Origin of the sequence: Mesorhizobium sp. KR2-14 (genome assembly GCF_040049255.1) — a bacterium.
GTDB lineage: Bacteria > Pseudomonadota > Alphaproteobacteria > Rhizobiales > Rhizobiaceae > Pseudaminobacter.
In genome coordinates, this window is sequence record NZ_JBDZDR010000008.1 from 1 (window position 1) to 18,586 (window position 18,586).

Sequence of the window (18,586 nt, forward strand, 5' to 3'; positions counted from 1 at the left end):
CTCGCCGCGCTCGCCCCGGCCATGCCCGCCGGCCAGACCCTCGACGCCGGCCCCGCACTCGCCACCGTCACCCTCGCCGACCTCGCCGCCCGCCTCGCCGGCAACGCCACACTCCCAAACCCCACACCTGGCGACTGCGAATTGTTCTGAAAGCAATGGTCGGGGGATATCGGCCCGAATACGGGGTGCCCTCTTAGTCTATCCTTGCTTCGGCGCGGATTGGCGCCTCGATTGGCCAAGCGTTATTAGCGGAGATGTAAGACGGCTAAGAGTTGCTGGCGCGGTCATGCAGAACTTGCATGTCCCGGCAAGACATTAATTACCGTTTAACTATTTGTTGTGTACGGTATAGTTCATTCGTTACCGTACATACAACGACTGACAGGTTCAGGCGGGAGGAGATGCTGAACCGTGACGGCGCCTGCGCAGGCGAGCTTGCGCGCGAGGCTCCGCCCGCGTCGTCTCGCACGCGCGGCTGCGAATGTGTGCTGGGGGGGACTGCGGCCCGCGAAGGGCGGGAACAGCATGTCTAAGCATATGCGGTACGAGCAGCCTCGCCAGGCAACTACGTAACATCGCATCAATACACGCAATTGCCCGCTGGAGGGGGGACGCCTCGGCGTCAGATTGGCGGGCGCTCTGAAGGGGAAATTTGATGACGGATTCGATACGACGCCAAAGCTCTTTGAACGAGCGTCTCGACTTTATCGGGATGGATCACAAAGCGCGCGCAGCACTGACCAGGTTGCAGCCGATTCTCAAGCAGTCGCTCGGGCCAGCTCTGGCGTCTTTCTATGAAAAGGTGAAGGCCACTGCCGAAACTAGAAAATTCTTCGGCAACGATGAGCATATGGCGGGCGCCAAGAGCCGTCAGGAACAGCATTGGCAGATTATCGCCGAGGCCGATTACGACGACGACTATGTTAACGCCGTGCTCAAGATCGGGCAGACCCACGCGCGGATCGGCCTTGAACCGCGATGGTATATCGGCGGCTACGCGCTGGTGATAGAGCAACTGATCCACGCCATCGTGAAGGAGCAGTGGCCGAACCTTCTGCCGATCGGAAAGTCGCGATCCGAAAACGTCGCGGAGGCATTGTCGTGCCTGGTGAAGGCGGCCATGCTGGACATGGACCTGGCCATCTCCGTCTACCTGGAAACCCTTGACGAACAGCGCCGCAAGGCGGAGGAAGCCGGGCACGCGGCCATCGAACAGGAGCGGGCCATGGTCGCCAACTCGATCGGTGTCGGCCTGGCCAGGCTTGCAGCCAAGGACCTGACTTACCGGATGGAAGCGGAGATGCCCGAGGCCTATAGCCAGCTGCAGGGCGATTTCAACGCGGCCATCGAACAGCTCGAAGCCGCGATGCAGAGTGTCTCCGGCAGCACCAATGCAATCCAGTCGGGAACGCGGGAAATGCAGGCGGCGGCGGATGACCTGTCGCGCCGCACCGAGCAGCAGGCTGCAAGCCTCGAAGAGACGGCCGCCGCGCTGGACGAGATCACGGCGACCGTCAAGCTATCGGCCGAAGGGGCGACGCATGCGCGCAAGGTCGTGACGGCTGCCGACGAGGATGCCAAGCAGAGCGCCCTCATCGTGCGCCAGGCGGTGGAGGCCATGGACGAGATCACGACATCGGCGCGGCAGATCAGCCAGATCATCGGCGTCATCGACGAGATCGCCTTCCAGACCAACCTGCTTGCCCTCAACGCCGGCGTCGAGGCGGCGCGGGCCGGCGATGCCGGCCGCGGCTTTGCGGTGGTTGCCTCCGAGGTGCGTGCGCTGGCCCAGCGTTCGGCGGACGCGGCCAAGGAGATCAAGAGCCTGATCTCGGACTCAACCACCCGGGTCGAAAGCGGGGGCAAGCTGGTGGTGGAAACCGGCAAGTCGCTGGAGAGGATTCTTGCGCAGGTGGCCGACATCAACAACGTCGTCACCCAGATAGCCGCCGGCGCGCAGGAACAGGCGGCTGGGCTCGACCAGGTCAACACGGCGATCAACCACATGGACCAGGCGACGCAGCAGAATGCGGCAATGGTGGAGGAAACGACGGCCGCGACCCATTCCCTGTCGCAGGAGACCGAGCAACTCGCCGAACTGGTCGGGCAGTTCCATGTCGGCCGGTCCGGCAGCGATCATCTTCGCCGCGAGCTGAAGAAGGTCGCCCCCCATGCCTTCAGGCAGATGGGCCGGCACGCGCCTGTGGGGGCGGTTCCGGGCTGATGCACGGCTTGGCCCTGCTCGCCAGCACCTTTTCAATTCGCTCCTGAGGAGGCGGCGGCGCGTCTGCCTCGCGCCGCACGCTGCGCGAAAGCGATGTCCACCTGCATCATCAGCTTGAGGTAGCTCTCGGCGATGCTGCGCCAGGTGTAGCGCTGCGCCCGGGCCTTGCCGGCCTCGATCAGGCGCCGGCGCATGCCCGCATCCGACCGGATGAGGGCCACCGCTTCCGCCCATTCCTCGACGTCGTCGGGATCGGCGTACAGCGCAGCCTCGCCGCACACTTCCGGCAGGCACGGGGACGTCGACGCAACCACCGGGCATCCTGCCACCATGGCTTCAACCGCCGGCAAGCCGAAGCCCTCGATCCGTGAAGGAAACAGGAAGCACAGCGCGCCGGTCAGCGCCTGCTTGAAATCGTCGTCGCTGATGCGCCCCAACAGGCGAAGGTTGGGTGGTGCCGGCTGGGTGACGGCGGCAATCGCCGCCGGATCGACCTCGCCGGCCATCCACAAATCCAGGCCCATGTCATCGAGCAGCGGTGCCAGGCGCAGGAGAAGATCGACATTCTTATATTTCTGGCTGCGCCCAAGGCAGAGCACGTAAGAGCGTTCCGGCGACGCCGCCAGGGTCGAGCGGGCAGCATCCCAGCGCGCGGCATGGTCGCTGCCGTTGTAGGTGACGGTGATCTTGTCGCTGCGCGCGATGCCATATTTTACGAGATGCAGCCTTGAGAGTTCCGAGACCGTGGTGATGCGGGCGGCACGGCGGCCGAGGACGGGCAATATCAGGCGGTGGGCCCACCGGAACAGCCGGCCGTAGCTCTCCGGCATCAATCTGGTGTGCATGTCATGGACGCAGACGATATGCCGGGAAAGCGCGATGGGGGCGAGGTTGCAGAAGCTGAGCAGTCCCCCCGGCACGTGGCGCGGAAGCTGCGCCTGCACCCAGAATTGCGGTAGCCGCGGCGTCCTGAACTCCGGCACCACGCGCGTGCCTATGGCCCTGAGCGGCAACGACTCGTCGTTGCGCGGCGCGACCAGATCGAGCAACAGGCCGCGCGCGAGCGGATGGCCTTCGGCAATCAGGGCATCCAGCGCAAGCGTGACCTCGCGGGCGTAGCGCGCCACGCCGTTGGGGTTCAGGGTCACGAAGTCGCCATTGATCGTCCAGCACCGCTTGCGGTGTGCCGTGGTTTCTTCCTGCGCTGTGGCCGGGCCCGGCGCGGGATGCTCCGGCCCAGCATCGCGAAGCAGCGTTTCCATCGCCGGAACGTCGATCGGTCCAATGCCCATTGCAACTCCTCGGAGCAGACCGCTTGCCGGCCCTTGTGTTCGGCGAATCCTAGCATTCCGGGTAATCGGGCGGAGCCTCGCCCGTTGGGCGTAGGCGTGTACTGCTTTGGCGTGGCGGACGGAGACGCGTCCGCGGGTCGCCTGTCCCAATTGTCGAAATGACCCGGCGGACGCCGAGAGGCAGATTGGGCGCTCGAAGTCGGCCGCAACGAAACGACGAGCAAGCGATGGGACGGCACTGGGCCATTAACGGCCGCTTCCTCACACAGCCCGTGACGGGGGTCCAGCGCTATGCGAGCCAGATCGTGCGCGGGCTGGACGGGCTTCTCGCTTCGGGGCGGCACGAGGGCGATCTCGAGGTCGAGCTGCTGGTGCCGCCCGGTACGGACGTTTTCCTGCCGCTGTCGGCCATCGGCGTCCGCAGCATCGGGCGTTTTGGCGGGCATGCCTGGGAACAGGCGGTCCTGCCCGCCAATGTCCGGGGTGGCCTGCTCAGCCTCTGCAATACGGGCCCTGTGGCGCTCCGCAAGCAGATCGTCTGCATCCACGATGCCAATACCCGCAATTTTCCGCAGAGCTATTCGCCCGCGTTTCGGGCGCTCTACAGGGGTCTGGCGCCCACACTCGGCCGTGTTGCCGAAAGGGTTTCGACCGTGTCGCACTATTCCGCTCAAGAATTGCAGCGGCACGGCATCTGCCGGCTCGACAAGATCTTCGTGGCGCCCAATGGGCATGAACATGCGCTGCAATGGAAGCCCGAGCATTCGCCGGCAACCCGGATGCTGGCCGGCCGGGACACCATTGTCGTGATGGGCAGCTCTGCGCCGCACAAGAACCTGGAACTGATCGTCGGCATGGCCGACGAACTCGCCGCCTGCGGCTTCGACGTTGCCGTCGTCGGAATGGCAGATCCGCGCGTGTTCAACGGCTCCGTGGCACGCAAGGCTGCCGCGAACCTTCACTGGCTGGGCCGGCTTTCGGACGAGGAAATCGCGGCGCTCCTGCAGGATTGTCTTTGTCTTGCCTTCCCCTCCTTTGAGGAGGGCTTCGGCTTGCCTCCGCTGGAGGCGATGGCGCTGGGCTGTCCCGTCGTGGTTTCCGACCGGGCCAGCCTTCCGGAGATCTGCTCGGACGCGGCCCTCTATGCCGCGCCGGACAACGCTGATGCGTGGCTTGCGCATTTCATTCGCCTCCGCGCTTCGCCCGCCTTGCGCTCGGCCATGATCGCGACTGGCACAACGAGGGCTTCCCGCTACAGCTGGCGGACTTCGGCCGAAATCTACCTGGCGGCGATGGCACGCTCGGATGGCGTTTTGCCGGAACATGCCGACAGGGCACCCGAAGCGGTTACATGATCGCGTGGGCGGCCTGCACCCGCCGCACGGCATCCAGGATTTCGCGGTCGAAACGCTCTTCCGAGAACCGTGTGGCGTTCTCCCGGCAGGCAAGCGGGGCGATAGCCGCCTGGTGTGCCTCGAAATGATCCACGGCATCCTTGAGGGCCTCGGGCGTCTGCCGGCCGAAGAGAATCCCCGTCGGGCGGGCGGCGACGCCGAGTTGCCGCACTATATCGGCAGCGCCTCCGCGCCCGAAGGCAATCAGCGGCGTGCCGCAGGCTTGCGCCTCCGCCAGCGCGATGCCGAAATCCTCGCAACCGGCAAAGACCATCGCTTTCGATCGCGCCACGGTCTCCACATAGTCCTTGCGGGGAAGGTAGCCGGCGAAGGTTACGTTTGGCCCCGCGAGCGCGCGCAGCCGTGACGACTGCTGGCCTTCGCCCACCACCACCAGACGCCGCGACGGCATCTGGTTGAAGGCCTGGATGACAAGGTCGGTTCGCTTGTAGGGCGCGAGGAAGGAGGCGGAGACATAATAGTCGTCCTTTTCCTCGACGCAGGTCAGCTCACCCACCGGCACCGGAGGAAACACGACCTGCGCGTCGCGGCCGTAGATGCGCCTGATCCTCGCCCGGACGTAATTTGAATTCGCCAGCATCAGGTCGGGGCCGTGCGCCGTGCGCGTGTCCCACATCCTCAGCTGATGAATGAAGTAGCGGTACAGAAGCCCTATCGGCCCGAAGCCGAGCCGACCCTGTTCCAAATAGGAGAATTGCTCGTCCCAGGCGTAGCGCACGGGGCTGTGCACATAGCAGAGATGCGGCTGGTCGGGCCGGGTGATGACCCCGCGAGCGAATGCCGCCGAAGAGGATATGACCGCGTCATAGCCGGTCACGTCGAACTGCTCGATCAGGAACGGGCACAGGAAGAACAGCGAACGATAGTATTTTTGCACCAACGGCAGGGCGTTGGCCGCCGACGTATGAAACTCGACGCCGCGGAAATATTCCTGCTTCACCTCGGCAGGCAGGAAGTCGAACAGGGTGAAGATTTCCGCATTCTCGAATTGCCCACAGATCCGCGCCAGCACACGCTCACCGCCGCGGAAGGTGGGGCACCAGTCATGGACGACGGCTATCCTGCTGCTGCGGTCGGCGGGCTCGGCCTGCCGCGCTTGCGGCAGGTCGCCGATCTCGTGAACTGTACCGATCACGGCGGGGTTTGCATGACGCATGATGGGTCCTGGTTGCGGCAGCGACGTGTCGACGTGCCGGACAGTCTCGGTTTGCGCTCATTGTGCTTGCAAGCTCTCCTAAGGGCGGCGGCACCGGTGCCGCGAGCGGTCGTCTAAGCTTATGGGTGACGGGGCTACCCCGATGGAACAATGGCCAAAAGCGTGCGTGGCCGGGGAAACGACCGCCCCTTGCGCTTGCTGTAGCATGCCCGCCAGCGCTCCAGAGTAAGGGGCTGTGCGACGAGGCGGGCGCGTGCAGAAACTCGCGGTCATCATTCCCACGCTCGGTCGCAGCGGACAGGTCGCCCGTCTGCTCGACTATCTGGGACACCAGCAGCGGCTTCCCGACGAGGCGATCGTGGCAGCCCCCGACGCCACGCATGTCGAACTGCCGGAAAAATGCCGCTTCCCTGTTTCGCTGGCACTCGGGAAGAAGGGCCTGACGGCGCAGCGCAACCACGCGCTGGAATCCGCCCTCGACCGGTTCGATGTCGTGACCTTCTTCGATGACGATTTTGTTCCCGCCGATGACTACCTTCGCCGCATCGAACACGCCTTCGCGCGCAACGACGACTGGGCGGTGGTGATGGGGCGCGTGGTGGGCGACGGCGCCACCAATGCCGGACTTACGTGGCAGGATGCCGAAGCAGCACTCTCCGCCTCTGCCATCGATAGGTATCCGGGTCCCGAGGTCGTCGACCATGTCGGGGCCTATGGCTGCAACATGTCGATCCGCACGCGTCTCATCGGCGACCTTCGCTTCGACGAGCGGCTAGTGCTCTATGGCTGGCAAGAGGACATAGATTTTACCAGCCAGTTGCGGGCGCGCGGCCGTGTCGTGTGCGTCTCCGGTATCCGAGGCGTCCATCTCGGGCTCAAGTCGGGGCGGGTGAGCGGCGAGCGACTCGGCTATTCGCAGATAGCCAACCCGATCTACCTGATCCGCAAGGGGACCGTTCCGGCCGGCTTCGCGCTTTCGCTGATGGGACGCAACATCGCCGCCAACCTCGCGCGCAGTCTCTGGCCCGAACCCTATGTCGACCGGCGCGGCCGGCTGCGCGGCAACCTGCTGGCGATCGCCCACCTGCTGAAGGGACGGGTCGAGCCGGAATACGTTCTTGAAATCCAGAGTGGGTAGACGAGATGACGAGCAAGTCGCAGCCTTCGATCCGGTTCTCCCGGAGCTTCACCGGCCATTTCCATGCGTTTCGTTACGCCTTGGCGGGCGCATTGTTGCTGGCTTCTGCCGCAGCCGACCTGCGCAGCGCGACGGCAGCAGAATACCTTCTCGGCCCGCAAGACAAGCTGCGCCTCAAGATCTACGAATGGCGCGCGTCGCGGGACGTCATCTTCGAATGGACCGCGCTTAACGACCAGTTCGTGGTCGGGGCAAATGGCTCCCTGTTCCTTCCGTTCATCGGCGAAGTGCGGGCCGAGGGCGTAGCCCCTGGCGACCTCGCCAGGGAGATCGGCGAACGCCTGATGCGGCACATGGGGCTGGGGCGGCAGCCGGACGTGGCGGTGGAGGTGGTCCAGTTTCGCCCTTTCTATATTGTCGGCCACGTCACGCAGTCGGGCGAGTTTCCCTACCGGCCGGGAATGACAGTGCTGCAGGCTGTCGGAATTGCCGGCGGGCTGAGGACGCGAGAGGAAAGCATAGCCAGGCTCGAGCGCGAGGTGATCGCCGGCCGTGGCGAGGTCAGTGTGCTCGCCCTCACCAATATCAGCCTCCAGGTTCGCAAGGCGCGGCTCGAGGCCGAAGCCAAGGGGGAGGACAGCATCACTTTCCCGCCAGCCCTGAGCGGGCGCAGCGCCGACGGCACCGTAAAACTGATGATGGAGCAGGAGCAGGCCGTCTTCAAGGCACGCCGCCAGGGGCGGGACACCCAACTGCGTTCCCTGGCGCAGCTGAGGGATTTCCTCGAGAAGGAGATCGTCACACTGCAGGCGCAGCTGGCATTCAGCGACAAGCAGATAGAGCTTGTCCAGAAGGAGCTGCGGGGCGTGTCAACACTGGTCAAGGAAGGGCTGGCGGCCGCTCCGCGCGAAATGTTGCTGGAGCGCACGCTGGCCCAGATCCAGAGCGAGAGGTTGAGCACCGAGACCTCGCTTCTGCGCGCCAGACAGGAAATAAGCCGCACGGAAATATCTGCCCTCGAGCTTCGCAACCATTACGACAATGAGGTGGCCGAGGCGTTGCGCGAGACCCAGGGACTACTCAACGAGATCGCCAGCAAGGGCGACACCGCTGTGCAACTGCTGCATGAATCCGAAATCTCGGCGCCGCGGTTGCTGGCATCGCGCGCCGCCGCCGCGAGGGCCCAGCCGACCTACAGCATCATTCGCAGATCGGAAGGCGGCGAGACAAGACAGATTGCCGCCACCGAAACCACGGAAGTGGAGCCGGGCGACACGATAAAGGTCGAGATGCCGTTGCCGACGTCGCTGGAGGATACGGATATCTCACGCAGCGGATGGTCGGCGCTTACCTCGTCCGAAGAAAACCTGCCCAAGGAACAGTCAGGAACGAACTGATCCGGGTCCTTGCCGGGAATGCCGGCGCGGTGGCGGAAAGGCCTGCCAGCCCGCGAACCGCGTTTGCGATTGCCCCTTCCCGTGAGCACAGTCGCCGACCCGGCCGGCAGCGCCGACTATCCTTTTGCACAGCTAATCGAGAGGGAGGGGGAAGCCGCCAAAGGCCAGTTGTTGTAAAGGTGAGCGAGACAGCAAAGGGAGATCTTCATGCTCCTGGCCGTTTTCGCCCTGCTGGCAGCAGGCATCCTTCTGGGACTGTACTACAAGGCGCCGGCCCTGCTGGCTGCCACGGCCCTCGTCGTCATCGGCGCCCTTGCCTGGAACATGCTCAGTCGTGAGAACGCCCTGTCCGGCGGGATGATCGTGGCTCTGGTGCTGGTTCTCCAGGCAGGCTATCTGGCCGGCCTCTGGCTGATCCTCGCCATCAGGCGTTCCGCCGACCAGCGTTCGTCGGGCGGTTCCGGGCGCGGGCACGCAAGTTCAGGATGCCCGATCGAACCTCATGACCGCAAAGACGGTGCGTGCCAGAATGACCAGATCGCTCCACAATGACCAGTTGCGGACGTATTGGCTGTCGAGCGCGACGCGGAACTCGTAGTCGGCGCTATCCCTCGCGGTTACCTGCCACAGACCGGTGAGTCCCGGCCTGGTCTGCAGGTAATCTCCCACATGCTCCCCATAGCGCGCCAATTCGTCGGCCACCACCGGCCGGGGACCCACGCAGCTCATCTCGCCGCGAAGGATGTTGAACAGCTGCGGCAGTTCGTCGATGCTGGATTTCCGCAGCATCTGCCCCAGCAGGGTCACGCGCGGGTCGCGCCTGAGCTTTCTGCTGCGTTTCCATTCTTCTGCGGCCTCGGGATTGCGCGCGAGATGTTGGCGAAGCGCTTCGTCCGCGTTGGCCACCATGGATCGGAACTTGAAGCACTCGAATTGCTTGCCGCCGAAGCCGACCCGGCTGTGGCGGAACAGCGCCGGCTGCCCCGTCGTCAGCCTGATCAGCAGGACGGCCGCCAGCATGACCGGTGATGCCAGCATCAGCGCTGCCGCGGCGACGATCACATCCAGGACGCGCTTGGACAGCCCACCGAGCGGCTCCTGCGGGCAGATCACCGCCACGTCTTCGGCGGAGATACCATAGCTCTCGGCCACCAAGCCGCCGGCGCCGGGCCCGACCGTCAGAAGATAATCGTCGAACGGAACGCTGGCAGGCCATCCCATTTCGATGGGGGGCGGCGGGCTGAGCCAGGAAGCGGCCGTGTGACGCGAAAAAGAGCCTTTTTCGAGAGCATTCATCGTGGTTGCGCCGGAATGGGTTTTTGTTGTCATCCGCCAGTTTCCCAGCGTCCGGCGCTAGCCAGCAAGAAAGGCAAAGGAGGTAAGGGCGAAGAGCGGGATCGTCCCTCTAATCCTTAGGCATTAGCCGGCTTGCCGCATTGCGAGGTCACGCCCATGGGCCGATCCCCGCCGTATGCGTTGCCCTCGCAGAATCGTAGCTGGCGGGCCCGCTGGCGGAGCGCACGCGCACGTTAGTGAGCAGGACGCCGATGATCGGTGTCTTGCTGGCGTGCATGGATCGGGCCAGTTCACGCAGCGAATCCATGTGTGTCTTGCCCCATTCCGCGACCAGTATGATCCCATCGAGCGACAGGCTGTTTGCGCCCCTGCGGGAACCCGATGCGAACGCCCGCTGGTTTGCGATGACGATGTCGTAGGCGTGCACTGCCGGTGGGAGTTGCCACCTCGTGCCCGCTGGCTTGCCGAATTCGGCGGCAAGGCCCGGCATGACGTCGAAGGAAATGTCCGGAGCGACAGTGACCTGCCTGATCGGCCGCTCGGCGGCGAATGCGGCCAGGCCCGTGGGTTCCCTGCCGTGGATGTCGGCATCGAGCACCAGCGTACGCATCCCTCCCAGCGAATAAAGTGCTGCAAGATTAGCCACGATGACGCTTGAAGTCCTGCTCTGCGCCGTGGAAGCAACCCCCAGAAGCCTTACCGGATGCGCGGTATCGGCGAGGCTGACGGAATGCTTTATCCTTTTCAGCCCCTGGGTGAAGCGGGATCGAGGAGACCTGGTGACCTCCCTGAATTGGGCATCGCTTTGCTTGCCGCCAAGCGCCGGAAGCTCGACGACGCAGTCCACGCCCAGCTCTTCCCTGATCTGGCGCGGTGTCCTGACGGTCCGGTCAAGCGAATAGCGCCCGAAGGCCAGCATAACCCCCGCCGCGATGCCGGCGAGCGCTCCCAGAAACAGGGTAAGCTTCGGCCGCGGCGCACTTGGGTTGAGCGGCGGCGTCGCCGGCGTAATGACCCGCGCATCTGCAACCGGATAGGATTGCTGGCTCTCCGAATTCGTATAGGCCTGCAGAAAGCTCTCATACATTTTCCTGTAGGTGTCTGCGGTGACTTCCAGCTCCTCGAGCGTGGTGCCCGGAACGTAATCCCCAACGCCCTGCCGATCATCACGCTGGAATTCGACGCTGTAGTCATGCCTGGACCGGAATTCCTGCGCGATCTTCATTGCCGAGTTCATCCGGGTCCGAAGCTCCTGCAGCCGTCGTTCCAGCCACGCGCCGCCTTCCCTCGCAGCCGCTGCCTTGGTCTCGATCTGTTCGCGGACGAACGCGCTGGCAATGGAGTTCGCAACCCTGGACGCGGTGTCGGGATCGAGCGAGGTGAAGGCGAGACTGATGACGTAGGAAACGCCGACCCTGCGGACGTCTAGACCTTCCAGGAACCGGGTCATGGTGAGCCGGCTACGCTCGAAGTCCGTCATTTCGTTCCAACTGTCCTTGAAGGGATCCTGCGGAGCCTCCGTATAGAAACGGCCGATGCCCGCGGCCGAGTCGACAAAGGCAGCAATGTCGAGAAGGCGTTCCCGCAGTGAGGGGCTGCTTGAGCGGTTGAATTCGAGCTCTCCTGTCAGCTTGAGCTCATCGATGACCATTGCCGCAATCTTTTCCGATTGCATGACGGCTATCTGGCTTTCGATCCGCGCCGTGTCCAACGAGAGGTTCACCTCCGCAGGCTGCTGCAGAATGTGGGGAACCCGCGGTTCGATGAGGATTTGCGCGGTTGCGGTGAAGCGGGAAGGCGACGTCACATTATAAAGCCACGCAAGCAGCAGCCCCGCAGCCACAAATGCCGAGATGGACCGCCAGTACAGCTTCAGGAAATAGATGATGTCGGCGAGGCCGATGAATTCGTGTTCATCCGAGCTGTGTTTGCCGACATGCGACCAGCGATCCGTAAAGCGCTCCATTGAGCCTCCAACCCTTGTGCCCGTGTTGACGCTGGCGATCCGCGCACCAGAAACCCGGCGTTTCCATTTCATCCGCTTGTTGGATTGGGGGACGTTCGGACACTGGTGAATGCGAGGACGGCATGTGCCGAGCGCCTTCGATTGTTCTGGACGGGCTGCCAAATCGCGCCGATGATAGAAAATTGCGCAGGCGAATATGAGCCAGCCTTTTGAATGCGTCTTTGCTCGAAAGGATGACGCCGCCTCACCCGGACGAGTTCGGTGGAAGATTTCCACGGCGGGATGCGCCAGCGGGACGGGCAACAGCTGTGTCGGGCCGGTGCACGGCCATCTTGATCCCGCCGAAATGGCGCAGGTGTCGCGGTCACGCTCCGGCGCGCGATCATGCACGCCAATAGGCCAGAGCGGCCGCCGAAAGGGGTAGCGGTCGGCTCCCCTGAACGGATGGGTTGTCTCGCGTGTGGCAGCTGCCCGAAATGTACGCGTCGCAGCAAAGCAACGAGACTAACCGCATGTTCATTCGCCCGGCATTCGGTACGGCACTCTTCCTTCTGGCCATGACCTCGGTTGCATCCTCCGACCTGCTATGGGGCGTCAACGGCCATCCGATCAACGCCTATGACGGCGTCCGGATCGGCCTCCAGCTCGACTATCTCAAGGACCTCGGCGCGCGATCCTACCGGGTCAACATCTCCTATGAGGAGGGCGCGAGCGTGCTGGCCTCTCTCGTGGAAGAAGGAAAAAAGCGGGGTGTCGCCATCCTGCCGGTCATTACGCCGGGCGGGATAGACCTGGACAAGCAAAGCCCTGAGGAACTGTACGACAGGGCAAAGAAGCTCGCGGTTTCGCTGGGCTCCCGCTTCAAGAACGACATTCGCGTATGGGAACTCGGGAACGAGATGGAGAACTACGCCATCATCAACCCGTGCGAAACGCGCGATGACGGCACGCAGTATCCTTGCGAGTGGGGCCCCGCGGGAGGCACTTCTCCGCTCGATTATTTCGGGCCGCGCTGGCGCAAGGCAAGTGCCGTCCTCAAGGGTCTCTCGGATGGCATGACCGAAGTGGATCCGACGCTGCGCAAGGCGATGGGCACGGCCGGATGGGGGCACCTCGGCGCCTTCGAACGCATGAAGGATGACGGCATCAAATGGGATATCTCGGTCTGGCACATGTATGGCGAAGACCCTGAATGGGCATTCAAGGAGTTGTCCCGATACGGCCATCCCATCTGGGTCACCGAGTTCAACAATCCCTACGGCAGCCAGAACGGCGAACAGCAGCAATCAGAGGGATTGCGCCGCGACATGCAGCGCCTTCGGCAGCTGCAGGGCAAATATCGCGTTGAAGCGGCTTTCATCTATGAACTTCTCGACGAGACATACTGGGCTCCCAGCTTCGAGGCCGAGATGGGGCTGGTCCGGCTGCTGCCGACAGGCGAGGGTGGCTGGGCCGTGGGCGAGCCGAAGCCGGCCTATGACACAGTAAGGGAGTTGATCCTCGGACCGCGCCCGCCGCTTTCGCCGCGCCGCGACTGCGACCTTGCCGAAATCGGAGCCGCTGCTTCCGGTACGGCGCGCCAGGCTGCCTTCGCCTATTGCCTTCTTCTGGGCCGTAACGCTGATGCGGACGGCATCGAAAGATGGTCGGCCGCGGCCAGCAAGGGCGAGGCCGACTTGCCCGACATGCTGGTATCGATGTTGAGATCCGAAGAGTTCACCGGTCTTTACCCGGTCTACGCACTGACGGACCGCGCCTATGTCCAATTTCTGTTCCGCCTGCTTCTCGAGCGCGAAGCCGACGGCGATGGTCTCGAAGCCTACGCCAGACAGTTAAGGAATGGCTCCATGACGCGGGAAGCCGTGGCAAATGCAATCGTGCGATCCAGCGAGTTCCGCGAGAGGCACGGCCAGATCTTCGAGGATGGCTAGGTCTTGGCTGTCGATATCAGGGAGGCTCGGCCCAGTTGAGCGAATATCTCCCTCGGTATGACGGGCGCATACAGATAAGCCGTTTGCATTAGCGGCATCGGTCTCATGTTCAAGTTGAAGGCAATTCATCCAGGCGCAATCAATTGAAAGAACATGGCAGCGTGTGGGGTTGTGAGGGCTAGCTGCGGTCATCAAGGTTCTCGCACGGAAGCAACAGCTTGGCTTCCGGCGACAGCCAGGTACGCCTTGGCGCGCACCCCGGATTCCCATTAACTCCCCGGAAGGTGCGTCGTATGAATTTTCAAGATGCAATGCGCTACAGGTTGCCGGACGATGGCGAGATGAGGATTGCCGTGAGCGTAATCAGCCTTTCGTCGGCATCCGAACGCAGATCGACCACGTCAGCCATGTTGAAAGGGCAGGGCCTGGCATGGTCCTTTTTCGACGCGCACACTTCGGTCGATTGCGAGGGATTGCACTATGATGAAGGCATTGCCAGGCGATGCTTTGGCCGCGCCCTGACGATGCCGGAAAAAGCGTGCTATTCCAGCCACTATGCCGTCTGGAAGGCTTTCCTCGAGCAGGGCCAGAGCGACTACCTCCTGGTCCTTGAAGACGACCTCATCATCGACCTGGACTTTCCACTGCCGCGGTTCGTAGCCTTCTGCCGCGTGTTTGGCATCGACTACGTTCGCCTTTTTGGGAAGCATTTTGCACCGGCGGCGCGCCTCGGCTTCTTTTTCGACCGCTCGTTGGTGCGCTTCACCACCAGCCCTGCCGGAACGCAGGCTTATCTGCTCTCCGTCGAGGGTGCGCGACGTCTCGTAGAAAGCTGCCGATCGCTGAACATGGCAATTGACCTGGCCATGGATCGCTTCTGGGACACGGGTCTGCCGCTCTATTCGATCTTTCCGTATCCGGTGATCGAACGGTTCGTGCCGACGCAAATTCCCATACCAGATGCAGGCGTCCCACTGTCCAAGGGCGAACAATGGGATTACAACTTTCGGCGCTCTATCAACAAAGTCCGCAAGATCCGCGCAAACAGCAAGTTGGTGCGCGCCGACGCCCGCATGAGGTCGGCAGTGCCTTGCTTCCATCAGATCGTGGGTGGCGTCGAACGCTAGTTGCAAGGCGGGCCGGCTGGATCGCGCTTTCCGGGGCCTGTCGGCTTGTGAACGAAGCGGGGCCATCGGGTCGGGTGGCGCGCTACAGCAGCATGCCCTTCCTGACGACGAACGCTTCGGCGTAGGATTCCGCAGCCCTGCATTCCATCCCCCGCAGGCGAGCCAGCCCCGTGAACGTTTCCGGGTCGAACCAGTCCTTTGTGCCTTGCTGGGAAGCGAAATGCGCGTGCAGCAGTTCCACCTTTCGCTCGAGCGCGGCCTTGGGCAGGGGAACGTACATATTGGGGCGGCCAAAATCCCCGTCCCATTTGGGGATCTCGTATTCGAACACGAGATGGTCGCGAAAGACATTCCAGGTGAGCTGATTGACCTCGCGATGGTCCTGGTGCGCGTCGTGCCTCGCATGCGTGAACACGATATCAGGCGCGACGCGCCTGCGCAGGTCGAGCAGCCATTCCTTGATCCCGCGCCGCTGGTCGGGGAAATGGCTGTCCTCGAACTCCGCGACCTCGACGCAGGCCTCATGCGCGCCTTCCAGGAAGGCGGCCGCTGACGAGCGCGCTTCGTCCGCGCGCCGGGGATCGGCGCTCAGCACGCACCAATGTGCGTTCAGCCGGACGCCGGAGGCGATCAGCTTGATGATCGTGCCCCCGGCGCCGATTTCGATGTCGTCGGAATGGGCGCCGAGACAAAGGACGGAAAGCGTCTCTCCCGGGCGCGCAAGGCCAAGTCCCTTCACGACGCAGCCTTCAGAATGTCGCGCCGCGCCCTTTCGGCGCTGACCGTGGCGTTCCATGGCATGTCGCCGTTTTCCACCATGTCCTCCAGCGCCTGCCAGTCACGCAACGTGTCCATCGAGCGCCAGAAACCCTCGTGCTTGTAGGCCATCAACTGGTTGTCGGCGATCAGGCGGTTGAACGGCTCGAGCACCAGTTCCTCGCCTTCGCGCATGTAATCGAACACCTGCGGTCGGAAGATGAAGTAACCGCCATTGATCCAGATTTCGGATGTTTCGGTGGTGCGGAACTGGCGCACGCGGCCGTCCTGGTCGATATCGGCGATGTGATAGGAGAGCGGCGCCCGCACCGCGAGGAAGCAGGCAGTCTTTCCGCTGGCCTCGAACCTTGCGATCATCTCGTCCAAATTCACATCGGTAAGGCCGTCGCTGTAATTGGCGAGGAACATCCGTTCGTTCTTCACGTGGTCCCGCGCGGCCCAGAGGCGCTCGCCGATGTTGCGCCAGATGCCGGTGTCGAGCAGCGTCACGCGCCAGTCCTTCCCCGGGTCGCCTAGAAGCTGGACATCCTTCCCGCCGCCGGAAACCACGCAATCGGCAAATGTCTGCGGCTTGGTGTTCAGGAAGAAGTCCTTGATCACATTGCCCTTGTAGCCAAGGCACAGCACGAAGTCGTCGTGCCCGTAGTCGCTGTACCACTGCATGACATGCCGCATTATCGGCTGTTGCCCGAGCGGGATCATCGGCTTGGGCACGCTCTCGGAATATTCGCGTATACGGGTTCCTTTCCCGCCGCAGAAAAGGACGACCTTCATCTGGCTACCTCCGCTGGATCGATGATGGTGACGAATGGAATCGGCACGATGAACCTGGCACCCCACGCGGATGCATGGCGCATCTGCCTGATGATCTCGTCCTGGATGTTCCACGGCAGGATGAGAATGTAGTCCGGCTTCGCCTCGTCGATGGCTTCGACGGGGCGGATGGGAATGTGCATTCCCGGTGTGAAGCGGCCGTGCTTGTAGGGATTGCGATCGACGGTGAAGTCGAGAAAATCGGTCCCGATCGCGCAGTAGTTCAGCAGCGTGTTGCCCTTGCCTGGCGCGCCATAGCCGCAAATCCGCTTGCCCTCGTTCTTCGCGGCGATCAGGAATGCCAGCAGGTCGCGCTTGGCGCGCTGCGCCTTGTAGCCGAAGGAGGCGTAGGTGGCGATGTCGGTCAGGCCATGCCGTTTCTCGCGCTCGATAAGCTGGCTCACCCGGGGGGCCGGCGCGACGCCGTTGCCGTCGTGAACGAGATAGACGCGCAGCGAGCCGCCATGGGTGGGCAGTTCCTCGACATCGATCAGCTTGAGCCCGTGCCGCTTCGCCATCCTGTCGATGGTCAGAAGCGAGAAGTAGGAAAAGTGCTCGTGATAGATGGTGTCGAACTGGCCTTCGGCGATGAGCTTTTCGGTGTGCGGGAATTCGAGAGTGATGACCCCTTCCGGCTTCAGCAGGATCTTCATGCCGGCGACGAAGCTGTTGAGGTCCGGCACCTGCGCCAGCACATTGTTGCCGATGATGAGATCGGCCCTGACGCCTTCCGCAACCAGCCGGTTCGCAAGCGGCACGCCGAAGAACTCCACCCGCGTCGGTATGCCCTTGTCGATCGCCACGCGTGCGACATTCGCCGCCGGCTCTATGCCGAGCACCTGCACTCCCAGCGGCAGGAAATGCTGGAGCAGATAGCCGTCGTTGCTTGCAAGCTCCACCGCCAGGCTGTCCGGGCCCAGTTTCAACCGCTCGGTGATCGAGGCGCAGTAGGCTTTGGCGTGCGCGACCCAGCTTGCCGAATAGGACGAGAAATAAGCGTATTCGGAAAAGATCGCCGATGGGCTGACATACTCCTTGAGCTGCACCAGGAAGCACGTATCGCAGACCAGGGCGTGGAGCGGGTAGTATTCCTCCATCTGGTCGATCTGGTGGGCTTGAAGGAAATTCTCGCAGGGCGGCGACATGCCGAGATCGACGAAGGTGTGCTTCAGCCGCGCGCCGCACAGCCGGCAGCCGGCCTCCGGGGCAGCAGTGTCGCGGGAACGAACCTTGTCGAATGTCTGTATGTTCATCCTGAACTCCGGTCGCGCGAGGCTTGTTGGCCGGAACAGTCTAGGAGGGTGGAATCTCTCCTTCACTCTGCCAATCCGATGGCACCCGCCATACGAATGGGGAGGAAAAATCGGGCCGGTTCTACCCTTTAGGTTGAAGGTCGCTCATGCTTAGGAGGCTCTTCCGGTCTCGGGCGCGAATGCGACAAGTTTCAGGACTGGCTCATTCCCAATCCGGCTTGATTGCGAGGCGACAGTGCGATTCACGGAGACGAAATTGAGCGGGGTCTGGCTTGTCGAGCCGACGCCGATAGTCGACGAGCGCGGCTCCTTCGCCAGAACTTTCTGCGAGAAGGAGATGGCCGATCATGGCCTTGCGACGCGGTTCGTGCAGCACAGCCGGTCCACCAACCTGCGCAAGGGCACGCTGCGGGGCTTGCATTTTCAATCGCCCCCGCATGGCGAAGTGAAGATCGTGTCCTGCCTGAAAGGGGCCGTCTACGACGTGGCCGTCGATCTGCGGCCGGCGTCTTCCACCCGCTATCATTGGGTGGCATTCGAACTCACGCCTGAAAACGGCCGCCAGGTCTATATCCCGGTCGGGTTCGCGCACGGTTTCCAGACGCTTACCGAAAACGCCGAAGTCTCCTACCTCATTTCCCAGTTCTATACGCCGACTGCCTCGGCCGGGGTCCGCTATGACGATCCGGCCCTCGCCATCGATTGGCCGATACGAGTGTCGGTGATTTCGGACAAGGACCGCTCATGGCCGCTGCTCGAAGAGCAAAGCCGGCGAAACCAGTAGGCGCGCAGCGGCGGCGG

Annotated in this window: 15 protein-coding genes; 8 read left to right on the forward strand and 7 right to left on the reverse strand. The window is 63.1% G+C overall.

The features are described 5' to 3' along the window. Positions 1–655 precede the first annotated feature (655 nt). Positions 656–2,224, forward strand: a complete 1,569-nt coding sequence (locus ABLE86_RS18480) for a methyl-accepting chemotaxis protein (protein WP_348780450.1) — start codon at positions 656–658, stop codon at positions 2,222–2,224. A 32-nt stretch (positions 2,225–2,256) separates the two neighbouring features. Here the strand turns inward: ABLE86_RS18480 and ABLE86_RS18485 are convergent, their stop codons facing one another. Next, positions 2,257–3,516 carry a glycosyltransferase family 1 protein gene (locus tag ABLE86_RS18485; RefSeq protein ID WP_348780451.1) on the reverse strand — a complete coding sequence of 420 codons (1,260 nt, stop codon included), beginning with the start codon at positions 3,514–3,516 and terminating at the stop codon, positions 2,257–2,259. A 227-nt stretch (positions 3,517–3,743) separates the two neighbouring features. Between ABLE86_RS18485 and ABLE86_RS18490 the strand changes: the two genes are divergently transcribed. Continuing rightward, positions 3,744–4,871, forward strand: a complete 1,128-nt coding sequence (locus ABLE86_RS18490; protein ID WP_348780452.1) for a glycosyltransferase family 1 protein — start codon at positions 3,744–3,746, stop codon at positions 4,869–4,871. Here ABLE86_RS18490 and ABLE86_RS18495 read toward each other — a convergent pair. Further along, the gene (locus ABLE86_RS18495) at positions 4,864–6,087 is read right to left on the reverse strand and encodes a glycosyltransferase (protein WP_348780453.1); all 1,224 of its coding nucleotides are present in this window, start codon (positions 6,085–6,087) and stop codon (positions 4,864–4,866) included. The genes ABLE86_RS18490 and ABLE86_RS18495 overlap by 8 nt on opposite strands. Positions 6,088–6,340: 253 nt before the next feature. Between ABLE86_RS18495 and ABLE86_RS18500 the strand changes: the two genes are divergently transcribed. The 3 genes from ABLE86_RS18500 (at position 6,341) to ABLE86_RS18510 (ending at position 9,174) form a co-directional block, all read left to right on the forward strand. Then, positions 6,341–7,225 carry a glycosyltransferase gene (locus tag ABLE86_RS18500; RefSeq protein ID WP_348780454.1) on the forward strand — a complete coding sequence of 295 codons (885 nt, stop codon included), beginning with the start codon at positions 6,341–6,343 and terminating at the stop codon, positions 7,223–7,225. Positions 7,226–7,230: 5 nt separating this feature from the next. Further along, the gene (locus tag ABLE86_RS18505) at positions 7,231–8,622 is read left to right on the forward strand and encodes a polysaccharide biosynthesis/export family protein (protein ID WP_348780455.1); all 1,392 of its coding nucleotides are present in this window, start codon (positions 7,231–7,233) and stop codon (positions 8,620–8,622) included. 207 nt (positions 8,623–8,829) lie between these two features. Then, the gene (locus ABLE86_RS18510; RefSeq protein WP_348780456.1) at positions 8,830–9,174 is read left to right on the forward strand and encodes a hypothetical protein; all 345 of its coding nucleotides are present in this window, start codon (positions 8,830–8,832) and stop codon (positions 9,172–9,174) included. Here ABLE86_RS18510 and ABLE86_RS18515 read toward each other — a convergent pair. Then, positions 9,103–9,951: a sugar transferase gene (locus ABLE86_RS18515; protein ID WP_348780457.1), complete on the reverse strand. Its 849-nt coding sequence runs from the start codon at positions 9,949–9,951 to the stop codon at positions 9,103–9,105. The two genes, ABLE86_RS18510 and ABLE86_RS18515, sit on opposite strands and share 72 nt — an antisense overlap. Before the next feature lie 115 nt (positions 9,952–10,066). Beyond that, a complete protein-coding gene (locus ABLE86_RS18520) occupies positions 10,067–12,160 on the reverse strand; it encodes a GNVR domain-containing protein (RefSeq protein WP_348780458.1) in 2,094 nt (697 codons plus the stop codon). 236 nt (positions 12,161–12,396) lie between these two features. Between ABLE86_RS18520 and ABLE86_RS18525 the strand changes: the two genes are divergently transcribed. Then, the gene (locus ABLE86_RS18525; RefSeq protein WP_348780459.1) at positions 12,397–13,815 is read left to right on the forward strand and encodes a DUF4214 domain-containing protein; all 1,419 of its coding nucleotides are present in this window, start codon (positions 12,397–12,399) and stop codon (positions 13,813–13,815) included. Positions 13,816–14,033: 218 nt separating this feature from the next. Next, the gene (locus ABLE86_RS18530; RefSeq protein ID WP_348780460.1) at positions 14,034–14,942 is read left to right on the forward strand and encodes a glycosyltransferase family 25 protein; all 909 of its coding nucleotides are present in this window, start codon (positions 14,034–14,036) and stop codon (positions 14,940–14,942) included. Positions 14,943–15,024: 82 nt separating this feature from the next. On the opposite strand, the gene ABLE86_RS18535 is transcribed toward ABLE86_RS18530, so the two are convergent. From ABLE86_RS18535 to ABLE86_RS18545, 3 genes are read right to left on the reverse strand one after another with little or no spacing between them, the layout of a single operon-like run. After that, positions 15,025–15,681, reverse strand: coding sequence for a PIG-L deacetylase family protein (locus tag ABLE86_RS18535; RefSeq protein WP_348780461.1), 657 nt, complete (start codon positions 15,679–15,681; stop codon positions 15,025–15,027). Beyond that, entirely contained in the window at positions 15,678–16,493 is an 816-nt protein-coding gene (locus tag ABLE86_RS18540) for a glucose-1-phosphate cytidylyltransferase (protein ID WP_348780462.1), read from the reverse strand. The genes ABLE86_RS18535 and ABLE86_RS18540 overlap by 4 nt, the downstream gene beginning before the upstream one ends. Then, on the reverse strand, positions 16,490–17,785 hold the full coding sequence (locus ABLE86_RS18545) for a class I SAM-dependent methyltransferase (protein ID WP_348780463.1): 1,296 nt from the start codon (positions 17,783–17,785) through the stop codon (positions 16,490–16,492). Before ABLE86_RS18545 ends, ABLE86_RS18540 begins: the two co-directional genes overlap by 4 nt. A 235-nt stretch (positions 17,786–18,020) precedes the next feature. Here ABLE86_RS18545 and rfbC point away from each other — a divergent pair, with 235 nt between their 5' ends. Next, a complete protein-coding gene (rfbC, locus tag ABLE86_RS18550; RefSeq protein WP_348780464.1) occupies positions 18,021–18,569 on the forward strand; it encodes a dTDP-4-dehydrorhamnose 3,5-epimerase in 549 nt (182 codons plus the stop codon). Positions 18,570–18,586: the final 17 nt, after the last annotated feature.

Bases quoted from the DNA above. Each gene is read 5' to 3' on its own strand.
- ABLE86_RS18480 (WP_348780450.1), top strand. From the start codon at position 656: ATGACGGATTCGATACGACGCCAAAGCTCTTTGAACGAGCGTCTCGAC.
- ABLE86_RS18485 (WP_348780451.1), bottom strand. From the start codon at position 3,516: ATGGGCATTGGACCGATCGACGTTCCGGCGATGGAAACGCTGCTTCGC.
- ABLE86_RS18490 (WP_348780452.1), top strand. From the start codon at position 3,744: ATGGGACGGCACTGGGCCATTAACGGCCGCTTCCTCACACAGCCCGTG.
- ABLE86_RS18495 (WP_348780453.1), bottom strand. From the start codon at position 6,087: ATGCGTCATGCAAACCCCGCCGTGATCGGTACAGTTCACGAGATCGGC.
- ABLE86_RS18505 (WP_348780455.1), top strand. From the start codon at position 7,231: ATGACGAGCAAGTCGCAGCCTTCGATCCGGTTCTCCCGGAGCTTCACC.
- ABLE86_RS18510 (WP_348780456.1), top strand. From the start codon at position 8,830: ATGCTCCTGGCCGTTTTCGCCCTGCTGGCAGCAGGCATCCTTCTGGGA.
- ABLE86_RS18515 (WP_348780457.1), bottom strand. From the start codon at position 9,951: ATGACAACAAAAACCCATTCCGGCGCAACCACGATGAATGCTCTCGAA.
- ABLE86_RS18525 (WP_348780459.1), top strand. From the start codon at position 12,397: ATGTTCATTCGCCCGGCATTCGGTACGGCACTCTTCCTTCTGGCCATG.
- ABLE86_RS18540 (WP_348780462.1), bottom strand. From the start codon at position 16,493: ATGAAGGTCGTCCTTTTCTGCGGCGGGAAAGGAACCCGTATACGCGAA.
- ABLE86_RS18545 (WP_348780463.1), bottom strand. From the start codon at position 17,785: ATGAACATACAGACATTCGACAAGGTTCGTTCCCGCGACACTGCTGCC.